The sequence below is a fragment of the Paenibacillus sp. FSL H7-0918 genome, assembly GCF_038007025.1.
Classification (GTDB): Bacteria; Bacillota; Bacilli; order Paenibacillales; family Paenibacillaceae; genus Paenibacillus_AQ; species Paenibacillus_AQ odorifer.
The window spans coordinates 434,736-450,805 of the sequence record NZ_JBBOWJ010000001.1 but is presented as its reverse complement, the minus strand read 5'-3'; the positions used below and the strand labels follow the sequence as shown (position 1 = coordinate 450,805).

The 16,070-nt window shown below is 44.1% G+C and carries 13 protein-coding genes and 1 pseudogene; all 14 read left to right on the top strand.

The genetic code is table 11. The annotated features are described in order from the left end of the window. Positions 1-6 precede the first annotated feature (6 nt). Entirely contained in the window at positions 7-1,359 is a 1,353-nt protein-coding gene (locus tag MHI15_RS02190) for a sodium-dependent transporter (protein ID WP_076127152.1), read from the top strand. 261 nt (positions 1,360-1,620) lie between these two features. Further along, positions 1,621-2,292, top strand: a complete 672-nt coding sequence (locus MHI15_RS02185; protein ID WP_052097124.1) for a GntR family transcriptional regulator — start codon at positions 1,621-1,623, stop codon at positions 2,290-2,292. Positions 2,293-2,313: 21 nt separating this feature from the next. Next, complete coding sequence (locus tag MHI15_RS02180; RefSeq protein WP_076127150.1) at positions 2,314-3,474, top strand: amidohydrolase; 1,161 nt, start codon at positions 2,314-2,316, stop codon at positions 3,472-3,474. Between the two features lie 27 nt (positions 3,475-3,501). Next, positions 3,502-4,545 carry a methionine ABC transporter ATP-binding protein gene (locus MHI15_RS02175; RefSeq protein ID WP_036688670.1) on the top strand — a complete coding sequence of 348 codons (1,044 nt, stop codon included), beginning with the start codon at positions 3,502-3,504 and terminating at the stop codon, positions 4,543-4,545. Continuing rightward, on the top strand, positions 4,520-5,179 hold the full coding sequence (locus MHI15_RS02170; RefSeq protein ID WP_036688669.1) for a methionine ABC transporter permease: 660 nt from the start codon (positions 4,520-4,522) through the stop codon (positions 5,177-5,179). The genes MHI15_RS02175 and MHI15_RS02170 overlap by 26 nt, the downstream gene beginning before the upstream one ends. A gap of 30 nt (positions 5,180-5,209) precedes the next feature. Next, entirely contained in the window at positions 5,210-6,229 is a 1,020-nt protein-coding gene (locus MHI15_RS02165; protein WP_076127146.1) for a uroporphyrinogen decarboxylase family protein, read from the top strand. 11 nt (positions 6,230-6,240) lie between these two features. Further along, positions 6,241-7,068, top strand: coding sequence for a MetQ/NlpA family ABC transporter substrate-binding protein (locus MHI15_RS02160; protein ID WP_076141012.1), 828 nt, complete (start codon positions 6,241-6,243; stop codon positions 7,066-7,068). Next, complete coding sequence (gene proC / locus MHI15_RS02155; RefSeq protein WP_341164078.1) at positions 7,053-7,892, top strand: pyrroline-5-carboxylate reductase; 840 nt, start codon at positions 7,053-7,055, stop codon at positions 7,890-7,892. The genes MHI15_RS02160 and proC overlap by 16 nt, the downstream gene beginning before the upstream one ends. Positions 7,893-7,894: 2 nt before the next feature. Beyond that, positions 7,895-8,659, top strand: coding sequence for a VOC family protein (locus MHI15_RS02150; RefSeq protein ID WP_341164077.1), 765 nt, complete (start codon positions 7,895-7,897; stop codon positions 8,657-8,659). 218 nt (positions 8,660-8,877) lie between these two features. Beyond that, positions 8,878-9,522: a Type 1 glutamine amidotransferase-like domain-containing protein gene (locus MHI15_RS02145; protein WP_341164076.1), complete on the top strand. Its 645-nt coding sequence runs from the start codon at positions 8,878-8,880 to the stop codon at positions 9,520-9,522. A 366-nt stretch (positions 9,523-9,888) separates the two neighbouring features. Further along, positions 9,889-10,980: pseudogene (locus MHI15_RS02140) on the top strand (DUF3626 domain-containing protein); the annotation flags it as partial. 185 nt (positions 10,981-11,165) lie between these two features. Continuing rightward, positions 11,166-13,742, top strand: a complete 2,577-nt coding sequence (locus tag MHI15_RS02135; protein WP_341164075.1) for a glycosyl hydrolase — start codon at positions 11,166-11,168, stop codon at positions 13,740-13,742. Between the two features lie 404 nt (positions 13,743-14,146). Beyond that, positions 14,147-15,196: an ABC transporter substrate-binding protein gene (locus MHI15_RS02130; protein ID WP_341164074.1), complete on the top strand. Its 1,050-nt coding sequence runs from the start codon at positions 14,147-14,149 to the stop codon at positions 15,194-15,196. Between the two features lies 1 nt (position 15,197). Beyond that, a complete protein-coding gene (locus MHI15_RS02125) occupies positions 15,198-15,974 on the top strand; it encodes an IucA/IucC family C-terminal-domain containing protein (RefSeq protein WP_341143254.1) in 777 nt (258 codons plus the stop codon). The last annotated feature ends 96 nt before the right edge of the window (positions 15,975-16,070 follow it).

Here is a 16,070-nt window from a genome sequence, read left to right as displayed (position 1 = left end):
GTTATAATGAATCAAATGAAGGGTAACAAAAATCTTCTCTCGGAGAAGGAGGAACGCTTCTCTTCCGCGGGCTTTATTTTTGCCGCCATCGGCAGCTCGGTTGGGCTAGGGAATATGTGGAAGTTTCCTTATATTACAGGAGAAAATGGGGGGGCAGCTTTTTTCCTGCTTTTCATCGTCTGTTTAGTGCTGATAGGGTTACCGGTGCTGTTGGCAGAACTGGCTATCGGACGCAGCGGGCGTGGTAGCGCGGCGACCTCTTTTATGCGGGCTGGAGGCGGGAAGAGTTGGTTTGCAGCTGGAATGTTGCAGGTACTTGCGCCGTTTCTAATTCTCTCCTTTTATATTATTGTTGCTGGCTGGACGCTGAACTATTCGATGATTGCTTTTAATGGACAACTATTCAGCACTACTGATTATGCAGGTGAATTCAATTCGTTTGTCTCCGGATATATGCCGATCGTTTGGCAGGGGATAGCCATTCTGATTACGGCAGGTGTAGTCATCCTTGGCGTATCAGGCGGGATTGAGAAATTTAACAAAGTATTAATTCCTGGTATGGTCGTACTCCTTGTAGTGTTAATGATTCGCGCAGTAACCTTACCGGGTGCATCCGCAGGGGTATCTTTTTTCCTAAAACCGGACTTTTCAGTGTTGACAGCGGAATCTGCGCTAGTTGCATTGGGACATGCTTTCTTTTCATTATCGCTCGGGATGGGGATTCTCCTGACTTACGGATCTTATGTTGATAAAAAACAATCGCTGGGTACCGCTGCCATCGCAATCGGTGCAGGAGATTTGTTATACGCGTTTATCGCAGGCTTGATTATTTTTCCGACGACCTTCTCATTTGGTATTGCTCCTGATCAGGGGCCTTCGCTGATTTTTATCGCTTTGCCAGCCGCTTTCTCGGCTATGCCTTTTGGTGCGCTCTTCGGCGGTTTGTTCTTTATCTTGCTGGCGATTGCTGCTCTAACCTCAGCTGTATCGCTGCTTGAAGTGCCTGTATCCTTCACAATGGAGCGCTGGAATTGGAGCCGGAAACGTTCGGTTTGGATTTTGACGCTGATCTGTTTCCTACTTAGTATTCCTTTAGCGATGTCACTGGGGATGTTCCCGGAGCTAACGATTGGTGGCAAATCTCTATTTGATGGGTTGGACTTTATCACCTCTAACATTATGCTGCCGCTTGGAGGTCTGCTGATTACCATCTTCGCCGGTTATTTCTGGAAAGGTGCAGCGGAAGCCGCTGGACTACAGGCGCGCTGGTTCCGTGTTTGGCTGTTTATGCTCCGTTATGTGGCGCCGATCCTAGTGTTCCTAGTGCTACTCCATACCTCGGGGATTATTTCCTTCTAATTCTGAAATTTATTTATCCAAAAATAACTCTACAACCCCTGAGGGTTGTAGGGTTTTTTTGTGTTGAAAAGAGGGGATTAAATTGATCTTTAATTCCTACTTGACTAGGTGGAATAATTGGAATATAGTATAAAAAAGCTTGAACGGTATGGAAGGGAATGTAACTAACCAATCCATTCTTAACTAATAATTGTATACAATTATACAAATATATTATTGGGATTCGGACCCCACAGATTATCGATGAGGAGCAGTATAGAAATGGCGATACGATCACGAAGGTTATCAAAGGATAATACCTACTATGAATTAAAACAAAAAATTATTGATAGCGAGTTTGAACCGAATCAACCTGTAAATGAAGAAAATTTGGCGGCCTTGCTCGGGGTCAGCCGCACACCTCTAAGAGAGGCGATACAGAGACTGGAGAACGAGGATTTTCTGGTTCGACAGCCAAATGGAAGACTGCGGGTAGCTTCAGTAACCCTTAAAGAGGTTGAAGAAATATTTCTTATTCGCAGCATGCTTGAAGGCTATATTGCAAGAAGTGCAGCTAAGCATGCCACAGAGAAAGATATTGTGAATTTAACGACGATGATTACAAAAATGAAACACTCGTTCCAGCTTGGTGATAATCAGAATTTTGTTACATATGGATTTGAGTTCCATGATTATTTATCAGAAATCAGCGAACTAAAAACCTTCGAGAAGGTTCTGAATCAATTAAGAGATCATTCGCTTCGTTATTGTCGATTCGTCTCTATGCATGGGGATTGGAACACACAAGCGGATGAAGAACATGATCTTATTTTACAAATGATCGCTGCTAAAAATGAAGATGGTGCTGAAAAAGCCATGCAAGATCATATTTTAAGCAGTCTATCGACTGCGCTTGATCGCATCAAAGGGATTGAAGAAAAGCTGGAAGCATAACGAAAGGGGAGTACGTCACCTATGAAACCACTAAATGAGGTTGAGCAAGCTTTAGCTAATCAATTAATAGAGGTTCGCAGAAACCTGCATCGTGAGCCTGAATTAGCGTATGAAGAGTTTAAAACCACAACAAAATTACGGGAATGGCTGACCCAAGCCAATATTCACATCCTTGACTTACCTTTACAAACCGGACTCATCGCAGAGATCGGGCAGGGTCACGGACCCATAGTGGCCATTCGTTGTGATATTGATGCACTTCCCATAGAGGAACAAACTGAATTGTCCTTTGCCTCAGAGATCCCAGGAAAGATGCATGCCTGTGGTCACGATTTTCACACGGCTACTATTTTAGGTGCTGCATTATTATTAAAGGCTCGTGAAAATGAACTACCTGGAAAGGTTAGAGTATTGTTTCAACCCGCGGAAGAAACAGGGCATGGGGCGGAAAGTGTCTTAGCCTCGGGAGGACTCCAGGATGTGGCGGCTATATTTGGTCTCCATAATTCACCTGACTTGCCAACGGGAGCTTTTGGAACAAGAACAGGAGCTTTAACAGCCGGTGTTGACCGTTTTGAAATTACAATAAAAGGTGTCGGCGCTCATGCTGCTTATCCTGAAAAAGGTGTAGATACGATTGTAACTGCGGCTCAGATCATTACCGCACTACAAACCATCGTAAGTCGCCAAAACAGCACCACTGAACCAGTAGTGTTAAGTGTTACCCGAATTAATGGAGGCTTCACATGGAATGTATTGCCGGAAAAAGTCGAATTAGAAGGTACAGTAAGAACTTACAATGAAGAGATTCGCCGCAATATTCCAATACAAATGACTCGTCTTATCGAAGGGATTGCTGCGGGAGCTGGGGCAGAGGCCCAGTTACACTGGCATCCAGGTCCACCCGCAACGATAAATCATGGGGAATGGGCGGACTTTACCAAAGAGATCGCCTCAGATTTCGGCTATGAAGTACATGATATTCCTCCACAGATGGGTGGAGAAGATTTCTCTTTTTATTTACAACAGATACCGGGTGCTTTTGTGAATATAGGATCAGGTCCAGCCTATCCCTTACATCACCCTCGTTTCGATGTTGATGAAGCTGCGATATTGCCAGCTGCTAAGTACTTCGCTTTATTGGCAGAACAAGCGCTGGTGAAGCTGCAAGAGGAAGCTTAATCCTAAAGATGATTGAGGGGAATGGAAATGATTGAATTAAAGAATGTTTACAAATCGTTCACTCGTAAAGGGACCACTATTGATGCTCTTAAAGGAATCGATTTAAAGGTCGAAAAAGGCGATATATTCGGGGTTATCGGCTATAGCGGTGCTGGGAAAAGTACATTAATTCGTTTAGTCAATTATTTGGAAAGACCCACCAAAGGACAAGTTATGGTCGCTGGACGTGATTTGGGAACATACAACGATAAAGAGTTGCGTACCGCTAAGAAAAATATCGGAATGATTTTTCAACATTTTAATCTATTAGAATCTAAAAAAGTATTTGATAATGTGGCGATCCCTCTAGTTCTCCTAAAAAAGAATAAAAATGAAATCCGCCAGCGGGTAATGGAGCTGCTAGAGTTTGTTGGATTAAGTGACAAAGCGGGGAGTTACCCGAGTGAGCTATCAGGTGGTCAGAAGCAACGTGTCGGGATTGCCAGAGCGCTTGCCTCGAATCCGTCTATCCTTTTATGTGACGAAGCGACCTCTGCCTTAGATCCACAGACCACACATTCTATCTTACAGCTATTAAAAAAAATCAATGCTGAATACAACATTACCGTGATGATCATTACACATGAAATGTCCGTGATTCAAGAGATTTGTAACAAGGTAGCGGTCATGGAAGAAGGCCGGATTATTGAGCAAGGAAGTGTTCTAGATGTATTCGGAAGTCCAAAACATCTGACCACGCAAAATTTCGTGAAGACGGTTATTCAAAATAGCATGACCTCTAGCGTGCGGAAATCTATCAAAACAGAACCCGGAAGTCAGCTGTACAAGCTTAATTTTGTGGGAGCAAGTGCCTCTGAGCCTATCCTGTTTGAAATGATTCGCTCCTGCGATATAAAGGTCAATATTTTATTTGCGAATACGACGGAGATTCAAGAAACAACACTGGGAACAGTGATCATTCAATTCGATGGTGAGGCAGCAGAGATTAACAATGCATTATCTTTCTTAACAAGAAATGGAGTCGGTGTAGAGGAGGTAGAATCTAATGTTTTCGACCACAGTAACAGGTGATCAATTTCTGCAGGCGATTATAGAAACAATTCAAATGGTAGGGTTCTCCTTGTTTGTTGGTTCCCTGATTGGGATCCCATTTGGGATATTGCTTGTCATCACTCGTCCGGGTGGGGTTTTGGAGAACAAAGCGCTTTACGCCGTACTAAATCCAATTATCAACATCATTCGCTCATTGCCTTTTATTATTTTACTGGTTGCGATTGTGCCTTTCACACGATTGATTGTTCATACTTCAATTGGGACAAGCGCAGCGATCGTACCCTTGATTATCTATATCGCACCTTATATAGGGCGGTTGGTAGAGAACTCACTGCTTGAAGTGAATCCGGGAATCCTTGAAGCCGCTGAGGCGATGGGAGCCACTCCTTTTCAAGTCATTTGGTACTTTTTATTGCCAGAGGCGGTTGGATCCTTAATCCTGTCTCTTACAACAGCGACGATTGGTCTGATAGGTGCAACTGCAATGGCTGGAACGGTAGGGGGAGGCGGCGTGGGAGACTTGGCGATCGTATATGGATACCAACGCTTTGACACTGTTGTCGTAGTAGCCACCGTGATTATCCTGATTATTTTAGTGCAAGGTATTCAATCTTTAGGCAACACGCTAGCAAGAAAAATTCGCCGTTACTAGTTACTACATATTCTGGGAGGGACTCGACAGATGAGTGAATGGAGTAAGCAAGATCGTTTTAAAGCATTATTATCTGGAGAACGGGCGGATCGTCCAATCGGAAGTGGTTGGCGCCATTTTATCGACAAAGAACAAACTGCAGATGATTTAGCAGAAACTACGATTTCTTTTACGAAAAAATATGATTGGGATTGGGTCAAGATTAATCCAAGAGCGACTTATCTGGCGGAAGCTTGGGGGAATCAATACGATTTTACGGATTATCAGACCGTATTTCCGAGACAGCAAACGACGGCTATTCCAACAGCGGCTAGTCTGTGGGATATCGATGTCAAAAAGGCAGTCCAGTCAGCACCTTTGGCAGAGCATTTAGATGCGGTTAGAAAAATTCGTCAAGGGTTACCAGACACCCCGCTAATCCAAACGGTATTTTCACCATTAACAGTATTGCTATTTATTGTAGGGCGTTCTGCTTACGTTACTAAAACGGTGTTTGGTATTGAGCACCCGGTAACTTTGGAATCCTTGTTTAAAGAACATCGAGCGGCAGCACATCATGCGCTACATGCGATTTCCTTAACCTTAGCCGATTATGTACAAGAGTTACAGCAAGCGGGTTCTGACGGTTTGTTCTACGCAGTGACGGGCACAGCTCACCCAGGATTATTTGATGAAGCTATGTTTGACGAACTGTCCAGACCTTATGATTCTATTGTGTTAGAAGCAGCAAGCTATGGAAAAAACATTCTTCATACTTGTGGAGCCTACGCCCAGCCTGAGAAGTTCAACGATTATCGGATTGACGGGATCAGTTGGGATACGATAGCCGAGGGAAATCCAGGGTTAGAGGCAAATCTCAAAGCTACTAAAGTGGGTGGAGTCGATCATGGGTTGTTTGCGGTAAACGATATTGCCCAAATCAAGCAGCAGGCTGAAGATGCATTAAAGTTAATGAAAGACCAGCCGTTTATTCTATCTCCAAATTGCGCAATCCCACTCAATGTGACGGATGAGGCGTTGGCACAATTTAAAAAATCTATATTGGAATAGGGGAAGTAAGTATGAAAAAGTTAATGTTAGTGATGATGATAGGTGTTCTTGCAGTGTTGACGGCTTGTGGCAATAAAGAGGCGGGGGATTCTGGAGATAAGAAAAAGCTTACCGTTGGATTTGGTGTCGGAACCTATGAGGAACAATTCCGCCAATCGATTCTACCGATTCTAGAGAAACAAGGGTATTCCGTTGACATTAAAACCTTCTCGCAAAACATGCAGGTCAATCCAGCAATGAAGGAAGGCTCCATTGACGCAAGCATATTCCAAAGTACAGCTTATATGGAGGCCATTAACGAAGAAATCAATGCAGATATGGTCGGAATTGCTTATGTTCCAGGTGCTCCACAAGGTCTTTATTCTGTAAATCATACCACGCTAGACGATGTTAAAGACGGTACAACCGTAGCTGTTCCGAACGATCCGGTAAACCAAGAGCGTGCACTGCGTATTCTGGAAGAATTGGGTTGGGTCAAAATTAAAGAAGGGGCAGGCGTAGCGGATTTTAATATTAATAGTATGGAACCGGATAAATATAATATTGATATTAAAATATTGGACCCCGCTCAAATCCTTGTCTCCCTTCAAGATGTTGATTATGGCGTTGTAAATGGTAATTATATTGCTAATTCGGACAGAAAGATTACGGATGCTTTGAAAATAGAAAACACACCTATGGAACACAGAATTATCGTATCGGTTAATAAAAAGGATGAAAATTCTCAGTGGGCTAAAGATTTGAAAGCTGCTTATGAATCCAAAGAGTTTGAAGAATATATTCTTGGATTAGAAAAATATGATGGTTTCATTCTACCTGAAGCTTGGGACAACAATTAATTAAGGAAGTGAACGGAGTGACCAAAGAAAAGATTCATTTTATTGGTGGCGGACAGATGGCCGAAGCGATCATCCGCGCATGTATAGCGAATAACACCTTGTCTGTAAATCAAATTAGTGTAGCGGATATTAATGAAACGCGTCTGCAGTTTTTGAATACCAAATACGGTGTAGATACGGAGAGTTCGCAAGAGCATAACCTGTCTACAGCAGATGTGATTGTAGTGGCAGTTCGCCCACAGGATGATTTAACTACACTTGGTCAAAACGTACAACAATTCGCTACAGCTTCTTCCGCAATCGTATCGATTGTGGCGGGTGTGACAAATGATCAGTTAGCTGGGTATTTTGGAGTTGAACGGTCCATTATCCGGGTTATCCCCAATACTTTAACCGATACAGGATATGGCTATAGTGGTGTAGCGTTAAATGCTTATGCTACTCGTGATCAAGTGGAGCATTTCCTACTCGGCTTTGGAAAAGTACAATATCTGGATGAGGCGTTAATGGATGTTTTCACTGGATTTGGTGTGGCGGGTCCTAACTATATCTATTATTTCATTGAATCTCTCGTGGATGCAGGTGTACTTGCCGGACTGCCGCGTGAGCAAGCCTGGAAGGTTGCACTGGAGAATATGATGGGCTCGGTAGCAATGCTGCAACAGACAGGGCTGCATCCACGACAGCTGCTGGATATTAATAATTCACCTGGCGGTGTCGGCATGCATGGCTTGTACGAATTAAACAACAGTGATTTCGCAGCGGGTCTGCAAAGAAGTGTTCTGGCAGCCGTAAAACGTACTACTGAGCTGGGAGTGAAGTAATCATGGCAACGATGAAATGGGATCATTTAGTTCACTATGTCAATGATTTGGCCAAACCGGTTGAGATCTTTGGAGCTCATGGATTGGTTGCTTTTAAGGGAGGCTCTCATAAAGATTGGGGAACCTATAATGCCTTAAGTTACTTTGGGCTAACCTATCTCGAGTTTCTGGGCATTGAGAATCTTGAGCTGGCAAAGGCAACTGAACATAATTTAGTGGTGAAAGATGCAGTAAAACTTCTACCAGAACATGAAGTTCTAAGTAGAGTAGTCATCCGGACGGATGATATTGAAGAAGTAGCGGCTTCCCTGAAAGTAGCAGGCTTATCATTATCTCCAATTATCGATGGTAAGCGTCTAGATAACGAGGGAAGATTAATAGAGTGGCGGATGATGACCATTGCTGGTGACTTTGGGGGACTGGTCTATCCGTTCATCATTCAATGGAGCGGAACGGATACAGAGCGAGTGGAAAGATTAACATCATCTGGAGTCATTAAACCTCATCCTGCGGGAGAAGTAGAAATCGTGCGTGCTGTATTCCATGTCTCCGATCCTGAAGCTGCAGCCAACCATTGGGGAACGATATTCGGACTGCCTGTTACGAAGTCAGAGGATGATACCTTCAGCCTTAAGATTGGCGATAGATCATTTGCTTTCGTGCAAGGAGACGAAAACCAATTCAAACAGGTGGTTTTTGAAACGGATTCGTTAGAGCTGAAAGGGAAGACGATTTCGATTGGTGATGGGGAGTATGTTTTCGTTTAAGGGACTAGTATCTTTATAACTTTAGAAATAAAGACTTACTTGAAGGGATCGATACCTCGAGTAAGTCTTTTTGCTGTTCACCGAAGGAACTAATGATGCTTGGATTTTTTTGTTTTAATCAATTTGTAAGATTTATTGAATTCCATTATATGGTACGATATTCATGGTATAAATGGAATGGATAAATTTAAATATTACATATGGAGGTAAAATTACGGATGAAAACTCACTATTACTTAGATTGGTTTTATGATAAGGGTTTTTCTGAGAAGCTAGTCAATGTGTTGCATGAGGATATAACAGACAGAAAATCGCTGGTTATGATTAGCGCTGAATCGTCTGATTTTAGTGATGAACAAGTTAATATTGATAGTGTTTTTGAAAGGACATGGTTTAATCAGGCTAACATTTATTTTGATGAATATCATTTCATTGATGACCGCACGCAGAAGGAAGATGCCCAGCGATTAATTCAAAACGCCTCTGTCGTTTTTTTATGTGGTGGAACCGCTCGGGACCAAAAGCACCTTTTGACGGAATATGAATTATCGGATTTGATTAAAAAAAGCAATGCTGTTGTAATGGGAACAAGTGCTGGTGGGATGAACATGTCTGATGAATATGTGAATGAATGCACTGTTTGTGAAGGTATGGCTCTTAATCACTTTTCTTTTGAAGCTCATTTTGATCATGATAACACCGCAATGATTGAGGAGCGTTTCCCTTTATCAAATAAAATAGATATTTATGTGGCGGCAGACAAAGATGGTGCTGTACGTGTGAAGGGCAACAAAATCGACATTATAGGCAATGTATATTTAATTTCCCACTCAAAGATTCAGAAATTGGCTGAGACGCTCTAATTATGGTTGAGTGGTTGTGACACTGACGGTTAACTGAATGGTATTTGTTTTGAGTCCCTATTTGACAGCACCTTACGAGCAAATCGAGTTGATTACTCCTGCGAAAAAGGAAGATTACGCATAACGCGCATACGATGTTCAAGCCAGCAACATTCGATCTTGAATTTATATCATTCGAGATCCATGTAAAGTTATCGGAATCTGCGATAGTAAGGATATGAAGTTTTAAGTGAAGAAGCGTTTGATACAGTGAGAGGAGAAATCAAGTCTCTTTTCTTATGTACTGGGTCTAGAAAGGAGTGAATAAGCAATGGAGTGGAAAGGCGATGCAAATGCCAATAAACAAGAGAGTCTCAGTTCACTGAGGAACTATCGGAGTCACAATTATCGGCTTTAGAATATGTTACGAATTACGCGCGAACTCGAAAAAGTGAAGCAGTTCAGACCATCCATGAAATTCTTCAAATGTCTAATGTGGATCGGGAAGAGTTTGAAGATGCTGTGGTCAAAATAAAGTCACATGCGAAGATTGCTCTACATTTCCATCCAGATCGACTAGATCCGGTAAAGAAAAGTGTTGCAGAGGCGCTATTGGAGCAAGGCGTGTACAAGAGCCAATTTGAGACCTTGTTATCCAGTGGTAGTGTATCAGCCTATTCTGGCGGTCCACGTGATTTGTGGGAGGAAAGACTATTTGGAGGGGCATACCAACAAGAGGGTGCTTCGAATAGCGAACGCCCTAAATATGGCGCTCTTGATTTGATGCGTCATTCGGATGGGCCAGCTCCGCGCTTTGGCTCCTGCTATTTCCTCCTATCCCCTGAGGTTTCTTATCGCAGTACATACACCTATATGGATTCGCATCAAAACCCTGTACAGAAAGGGACATATGCAGAATTTGATGATATGATGGCGGCATTATTAGAGGAGATTTTCTTAAGAGATTCCGCTCTAGGGGAAAAAGATCTTCGATCACAAAAATTAGTTGACCATCTTCGGGTCAACCTCACAATGCCGTTTTCAGACTCTTCAAAATGTGAAGCTAAACGTAATCTTAACCACTATATTGAAGCGCAAGTTCATGGAAACATCCGTCTAAAGGAAGATGTGGAAATCTTAGTTGCCGATCCTTCATTCAAGGGTACTCCAACAGGGCAAGACCTGGAGCAAATATGTTTACAGAATGCCATCCAACTCTATTGGCACATGGGATTCGCGATGTGGGTAAACGAAGTGCCTTCAGATTTTAGAGGGCCTTCGATGCCCTCCTTGGCTAAGCGTATTGCTCATCACGGTTATATTGATGCGAGCATGATTGGATCTGCTGCTATGCACTTAAAGCATGATCCTTCAGCATGGCGGGACCGAGGAACCGAAAAAGAAGTACTTCAAGAATTAAAACTCTTATGGCATGTTTTGGTGCGGTACGGAAAGCCGCTCCGAAACTTTAAGTTGTAAGAAGCCAATGTTATTTAACTCCTCCTAATAAATATTGGTGGGAGTTTTTTTGCATGTGGAAATTTTCTCGATTTGATAGATTTACAAAATATGGAATATATGCTATCTTATCTATGAAAGCGCATCCAAGAGATGGTATATTGAACTTTTATTTACCATATTTAACATAGGGAGGAAAGGTGGAAATGAAAAATTTGCTCAAGAAGGCAATCACAATGATGCTGGCATTTACTCTGCTATTTGGATTGATGACAGCGCCGCCCGTTCATGCAGACAACGCACTTTTCACAATTGAAAGCGAAAACGCTCAGCTCACCTCCGATCTTCAAGTGACGACCCAAATTTACGGACAGCCCAAACCCGGATACTCTGGAAGCGGATTTGTCTGGATGCAGAATTCCGGTACAATTTCCTTCACAGTGACTGTCCCAGAAACCGGCATGTATACGATCTCCACACGTTATATGCAGGAGCTCAGTGCTGACGGCAGGCTTCAATCTTTAGCCGTTAACGGCGTTACGAAGGGGTCGTATATGCTGCCCTATACGACCACATGGTCGAATTTCGATTTTGGCTATCACAAGCTGAATCAAGGCAGCAACACTATTCAACTGAAGGCCGGCTGGGGTTTCGCTTATTTTGATGCTTTCACGGTGGATTATGCCGATCTTGATCCCCTGGATGTGCAACCTGTTCTCAGCGATCCTCAAGCCACATCAGAAACTCAGCTGCTGATGAATTATTTAACGGAGGTTTACGGCAATCATATGATCTCCGGTCAGCAGGAGATTTACGGAGGAGGAAATGATGGCAATTCCGAGCTGGAGTTTGATTGGATTCACAATTTGACCGGAAAGTATCCGGCCATCCGCGGATTTGATTTGATGAATTACAATCCGCTTTACGGCTGGGAGGATGGTACAACCGCCCGGATGATCGATTGGGTGAATAACCGGGGCGGGATTGCGACAAATAGCTGGCATATCACTGTACCCAAAGATTTCACCGCCTATCAGCTCGGGGAATTTGTGGATTGGAAGAAAGCCACCTATAAGCCGACAGAAACCAATTTTAATACTGCTAATGCGGTAGTTCCAGGTACGAAAGAATACCAATATGTACAACTGGCTATTGAGGATTTGGCGGAGCAACTGCAGATTCTGCAAAATAACAATGTGCCGGTTATCTTCAGACCCTTCCATGAGGCGGAGGGCAACGGCGGATTGAATGGGGAAGGTGCATGGTTCTGGTGGGCTTCCGCTGGCTCGGAGGTGTACAAGCAATTATGGGATCTGCTCTATACCGAACTTACAGAAACGTATGGCCTGCACAATTTGATCTGGACCTACAACAGCTACGTGTACAGCACTTCTCCCGCATGGTATCCCGGCGATGATCAGGTGGATATTGTAGGCTATGATAAATACAATACGATCTATAACCGCTATGACGGTTTGTCTGGTGTCCCCAATGAGGACGCAATTACCTCGATTTTCTATCAGCTTGTTGATTTAACAGGCGGTACGAAAATGGTAGCCATGACTGAGAACGACACCGTTCCAAGCGTTCAGAATCTGACAGAGGAAAAATCGGGCTGGCTTTATTTCTTACCGTGGTATGGTGAGCATCTCATGAGTTCTGCCTTTAATTATCCGGCTACCTTAACGACACTGTACCAAAGCAATTATGTAATCACGCTCGATGAGCTGCCTGATTTGAAGGTTAACAATCCAAATCCAAATGCGTCCATCACACCTGCATCCGTCGAATTTGATAAGTATGCGCCCAATCAAACCGACAAAGCCATAACCGTGAATTCAAACGGCAATACGTTAACCACTCTCCGGGCTGGCGCCAATGCATTGACAGCGAATCAGGATTATACCTTGAGTGGAAATACGCTGCTGCTCAAAAAAGCATTTCTGGCGACACTGCCGGTTGGCGAGCATTCGATCATCTTTGATTTTAATAAAGGACAAGATCCCGTATTAAAAGTCAAAATTGTCGATTCCACACCGAGCGCATCCATTGCGCCCGTGAGCGCGGCATTTGATAAAGCGGCGAATCTAGCCCAGGATATTTCCGTAGCCCTTACCTTAAATGGACACCAGCTTGCAAGTATCACAAATGGAAATTCCACACTTTTAGCGAGTCAGGATTATACGGCATCAAGCGCTGCTGTTGTTCTGAAAAAATCCTATCTTTCCACGCTGCCGCTGGGACAGAATACCCTAACCTTTCATTTTAATGGAGGAAATAATGCTGTTCTTACAGTGAACGTAACGGATAGCAGTGTTCCAGTACCCACTGGAGATTTGACGGTCCAAGCTTTTAATGGCAACACAAGTGCCTCCACCAACGGGATTTCACCCAAAATCAAAGTAGTCAATACCGGTGATTCAGCGATTCAACTAAGTGATGTGAAGGTCCGGTATTACTATACGATTGATAGCGAGAAAGATCAGAGTTTCTGGATCGACTGGGCCAGCATCGGAAATGCGAATGTAACCGGCAATTTCGTTAAGCTGGCGACTCCTGTTGCCAGTGCCGATTATGTTTTGGAAATTGGTTTCACGAGTTCGGCTGGAACACTTAATCCAGGTCAGAGCGCAGAAATTCAAACCCGTTTCTCCAAAACCGACTGGTCCAATTACAACCAGGCTAATGATTATTCGTTCAAGGCATCCAGCAGTCAGTTCATCAACAATGAACAGGTCACCGGGTATATGAATGGTCAGCTTGTGTGGGGGATTGAGCCGTAAGCTTTTAATGAAAAAAGGTATCTTTGTGTAATACAAAGATACCTTTTTTCATTTTGGGAAGAAGCAGGGAGTGCAATGGAAGAACCATTTCTGAAGTAGCCAGATTGCTCGATGATCAGTTTCTGGAGAAGGAAAAGCTTGAATTGAGCGAGATTACCATCGACTGTGTTGGCTATTTTCAGAACAGGAGCAAAGAAATTTTTGTTAAAATTAGGGATTTAGGTGCTTCTGTGGAATTTTTGTAGCCAGCCGTGGTTCTCCTGAGTCGTTCCTATGGTGTGCAATGTCGCATTAATCCGGCTGCAATGTCGCAAAAGTACATGGAAATAGAGTGTGAAGATAGATTATACTCGCTTTATTGATCTGATAATGAAAATCATTATCATACATAAGGGGGAGTCAGCATGAAAAGAACAAAGAAGAGGCAAGCAACCGTTAGAAAGGTAGAAGCTGCCCAAAAAGCAGGACTATTAATGATATGGATGATGGCGCTGGTACTTGTGCTAACGGCTTGCGGTACTGGAGGTGGAGCAAATGCGGGCACTGCCGCACTGCCATCTGCTTCAGCCGAGCCGTCACCTACATCTGAGACACAGGCTCAGACTGCAGCCTTCCCGGTTACCATCTCGCATATGAAGGGCGAATATACGCTGACTGAGAAGCCGAAGGTCATCGCCGCGCTTGATGTGAAATTCGTCGATCAATTGTTAGCGATAGGCGAGCATCCGGCAGGCAGCGTTGTGGCTGGAGCGAAAGATGCAAAGTTTCCAGAATATTTAAGTGAACAATTGGGTGATGTGAAGGTCCTGGGCACACGCGATGAGCCCAATCTTGAAGCTATTGTAGCGATGAATCCGGATCTTATATTGATGACGGACTTTCAGGAGCAGGTGTATGACAGCGTTAGTAAAATAGCGCCCACAATAGTACTCGACTTCTATGAAGATTGGCGGGATACATCGGCTACAATCGGTATGATAACGGGCAAGCAGGCGGAGGCGAAGGTAGTGCGTCAAGCCTACGAGGACAAAATCGTCGGACTGCGGGAACAGCTGTCGGCGAAGCTGGGTGACGAAACGGTAGCTCTGATTCGCCCAAGACCGGAAGGTATTCGCGTACACGGTCCCGAACATCGGACCGGAAGCATTCTTTATGAGGATTTGGGATTGAATATCCCTGCATTCGTTCAGGAGATCAAAGATGATACCTCCGTTGAAATTTCGATGGAGACCATCGCTGATATCGGAGCAGATCACTATTTCCTGTTATCGGATGAATTGTTTGCCAAAGAGGCAGAGGCAATGGCGAACAGTCCGGTCTGGAAATCTCATGATGCCGTTAAAAATAACCGCGTATACAATGTGAATTCAACGCTATGGATCGCTTATTATGGGCCAATTGCCCTCAATAATATTGTAGATCAAACCGCGGAAGCGCTGTTGGGATCGCATTAAAATGGACAACTATCTGTCGTCTGCCACCTGGAAGCAAATGGCGGAGGAATACCGTCTGTGGGTAGGTGAACCGCCTGAAGGAAACGTTCGGACAATTGCCCTTAGCCAGTTGCACGAAGAAGCTGCATGCCGCGAATATGTAAGCTGGCTTAAGGGTTATATCGGTGCGCCTGATATGCAGGTTGCCGCTTCCATGCTGGCCAAGCGGATCGGTTATCTGTGGATCGCGCCGATGCTGACCGCTATGACCCTTCATAACCGGGAAGTCTCCATCCCGCTGGAGAACTGCTTCCTCTATCATCCGGCTTCCTCAGCTTTTAAAGGGGATACGCGTTTTCCTTTCCTTGCGCTGAACGGGCTTCGAGCGACGGCGGCACCGGAAGACAGGGAAGCGTGGCGAGAAGAGATCGTAGAGGAAATTTTCGCGGTACGTCTTGCGCCGCTGCTGCACACGCTTGCTGCAATTGGTCCCGTCTCCATGGCAGTACTTTGGGAGAATATTATGGTACGCATTGCCCCGTTGTATTCTCCTGGAACAGGTGAATTTGGGCAAGAGAGGCAACGAATGCAAGCCGATTTTGCCTTCCTGACCCGGATAGCTCCCGGACAATTGTTCGGCGCAAGACGCAATCCGTTTACCCGGTTCACAGAGAACAATGACCTGGCTCCGGTTGCAAAAAACAAGCGTATCACCTGCTGTTTTTATTACAGGATGTCGGCGGAATATTGCGGAAAATGTCCGAAAATTGACAATGAGAATGAATCTCAATTAAAATGACAACAGCAACGCACTCACTTATGTTGCGGACGCGCTTTCACTAAAGCATGTAATCCTATTCGAGTGCGCCCGTTTAACAGAGGATGCTATTGTCAG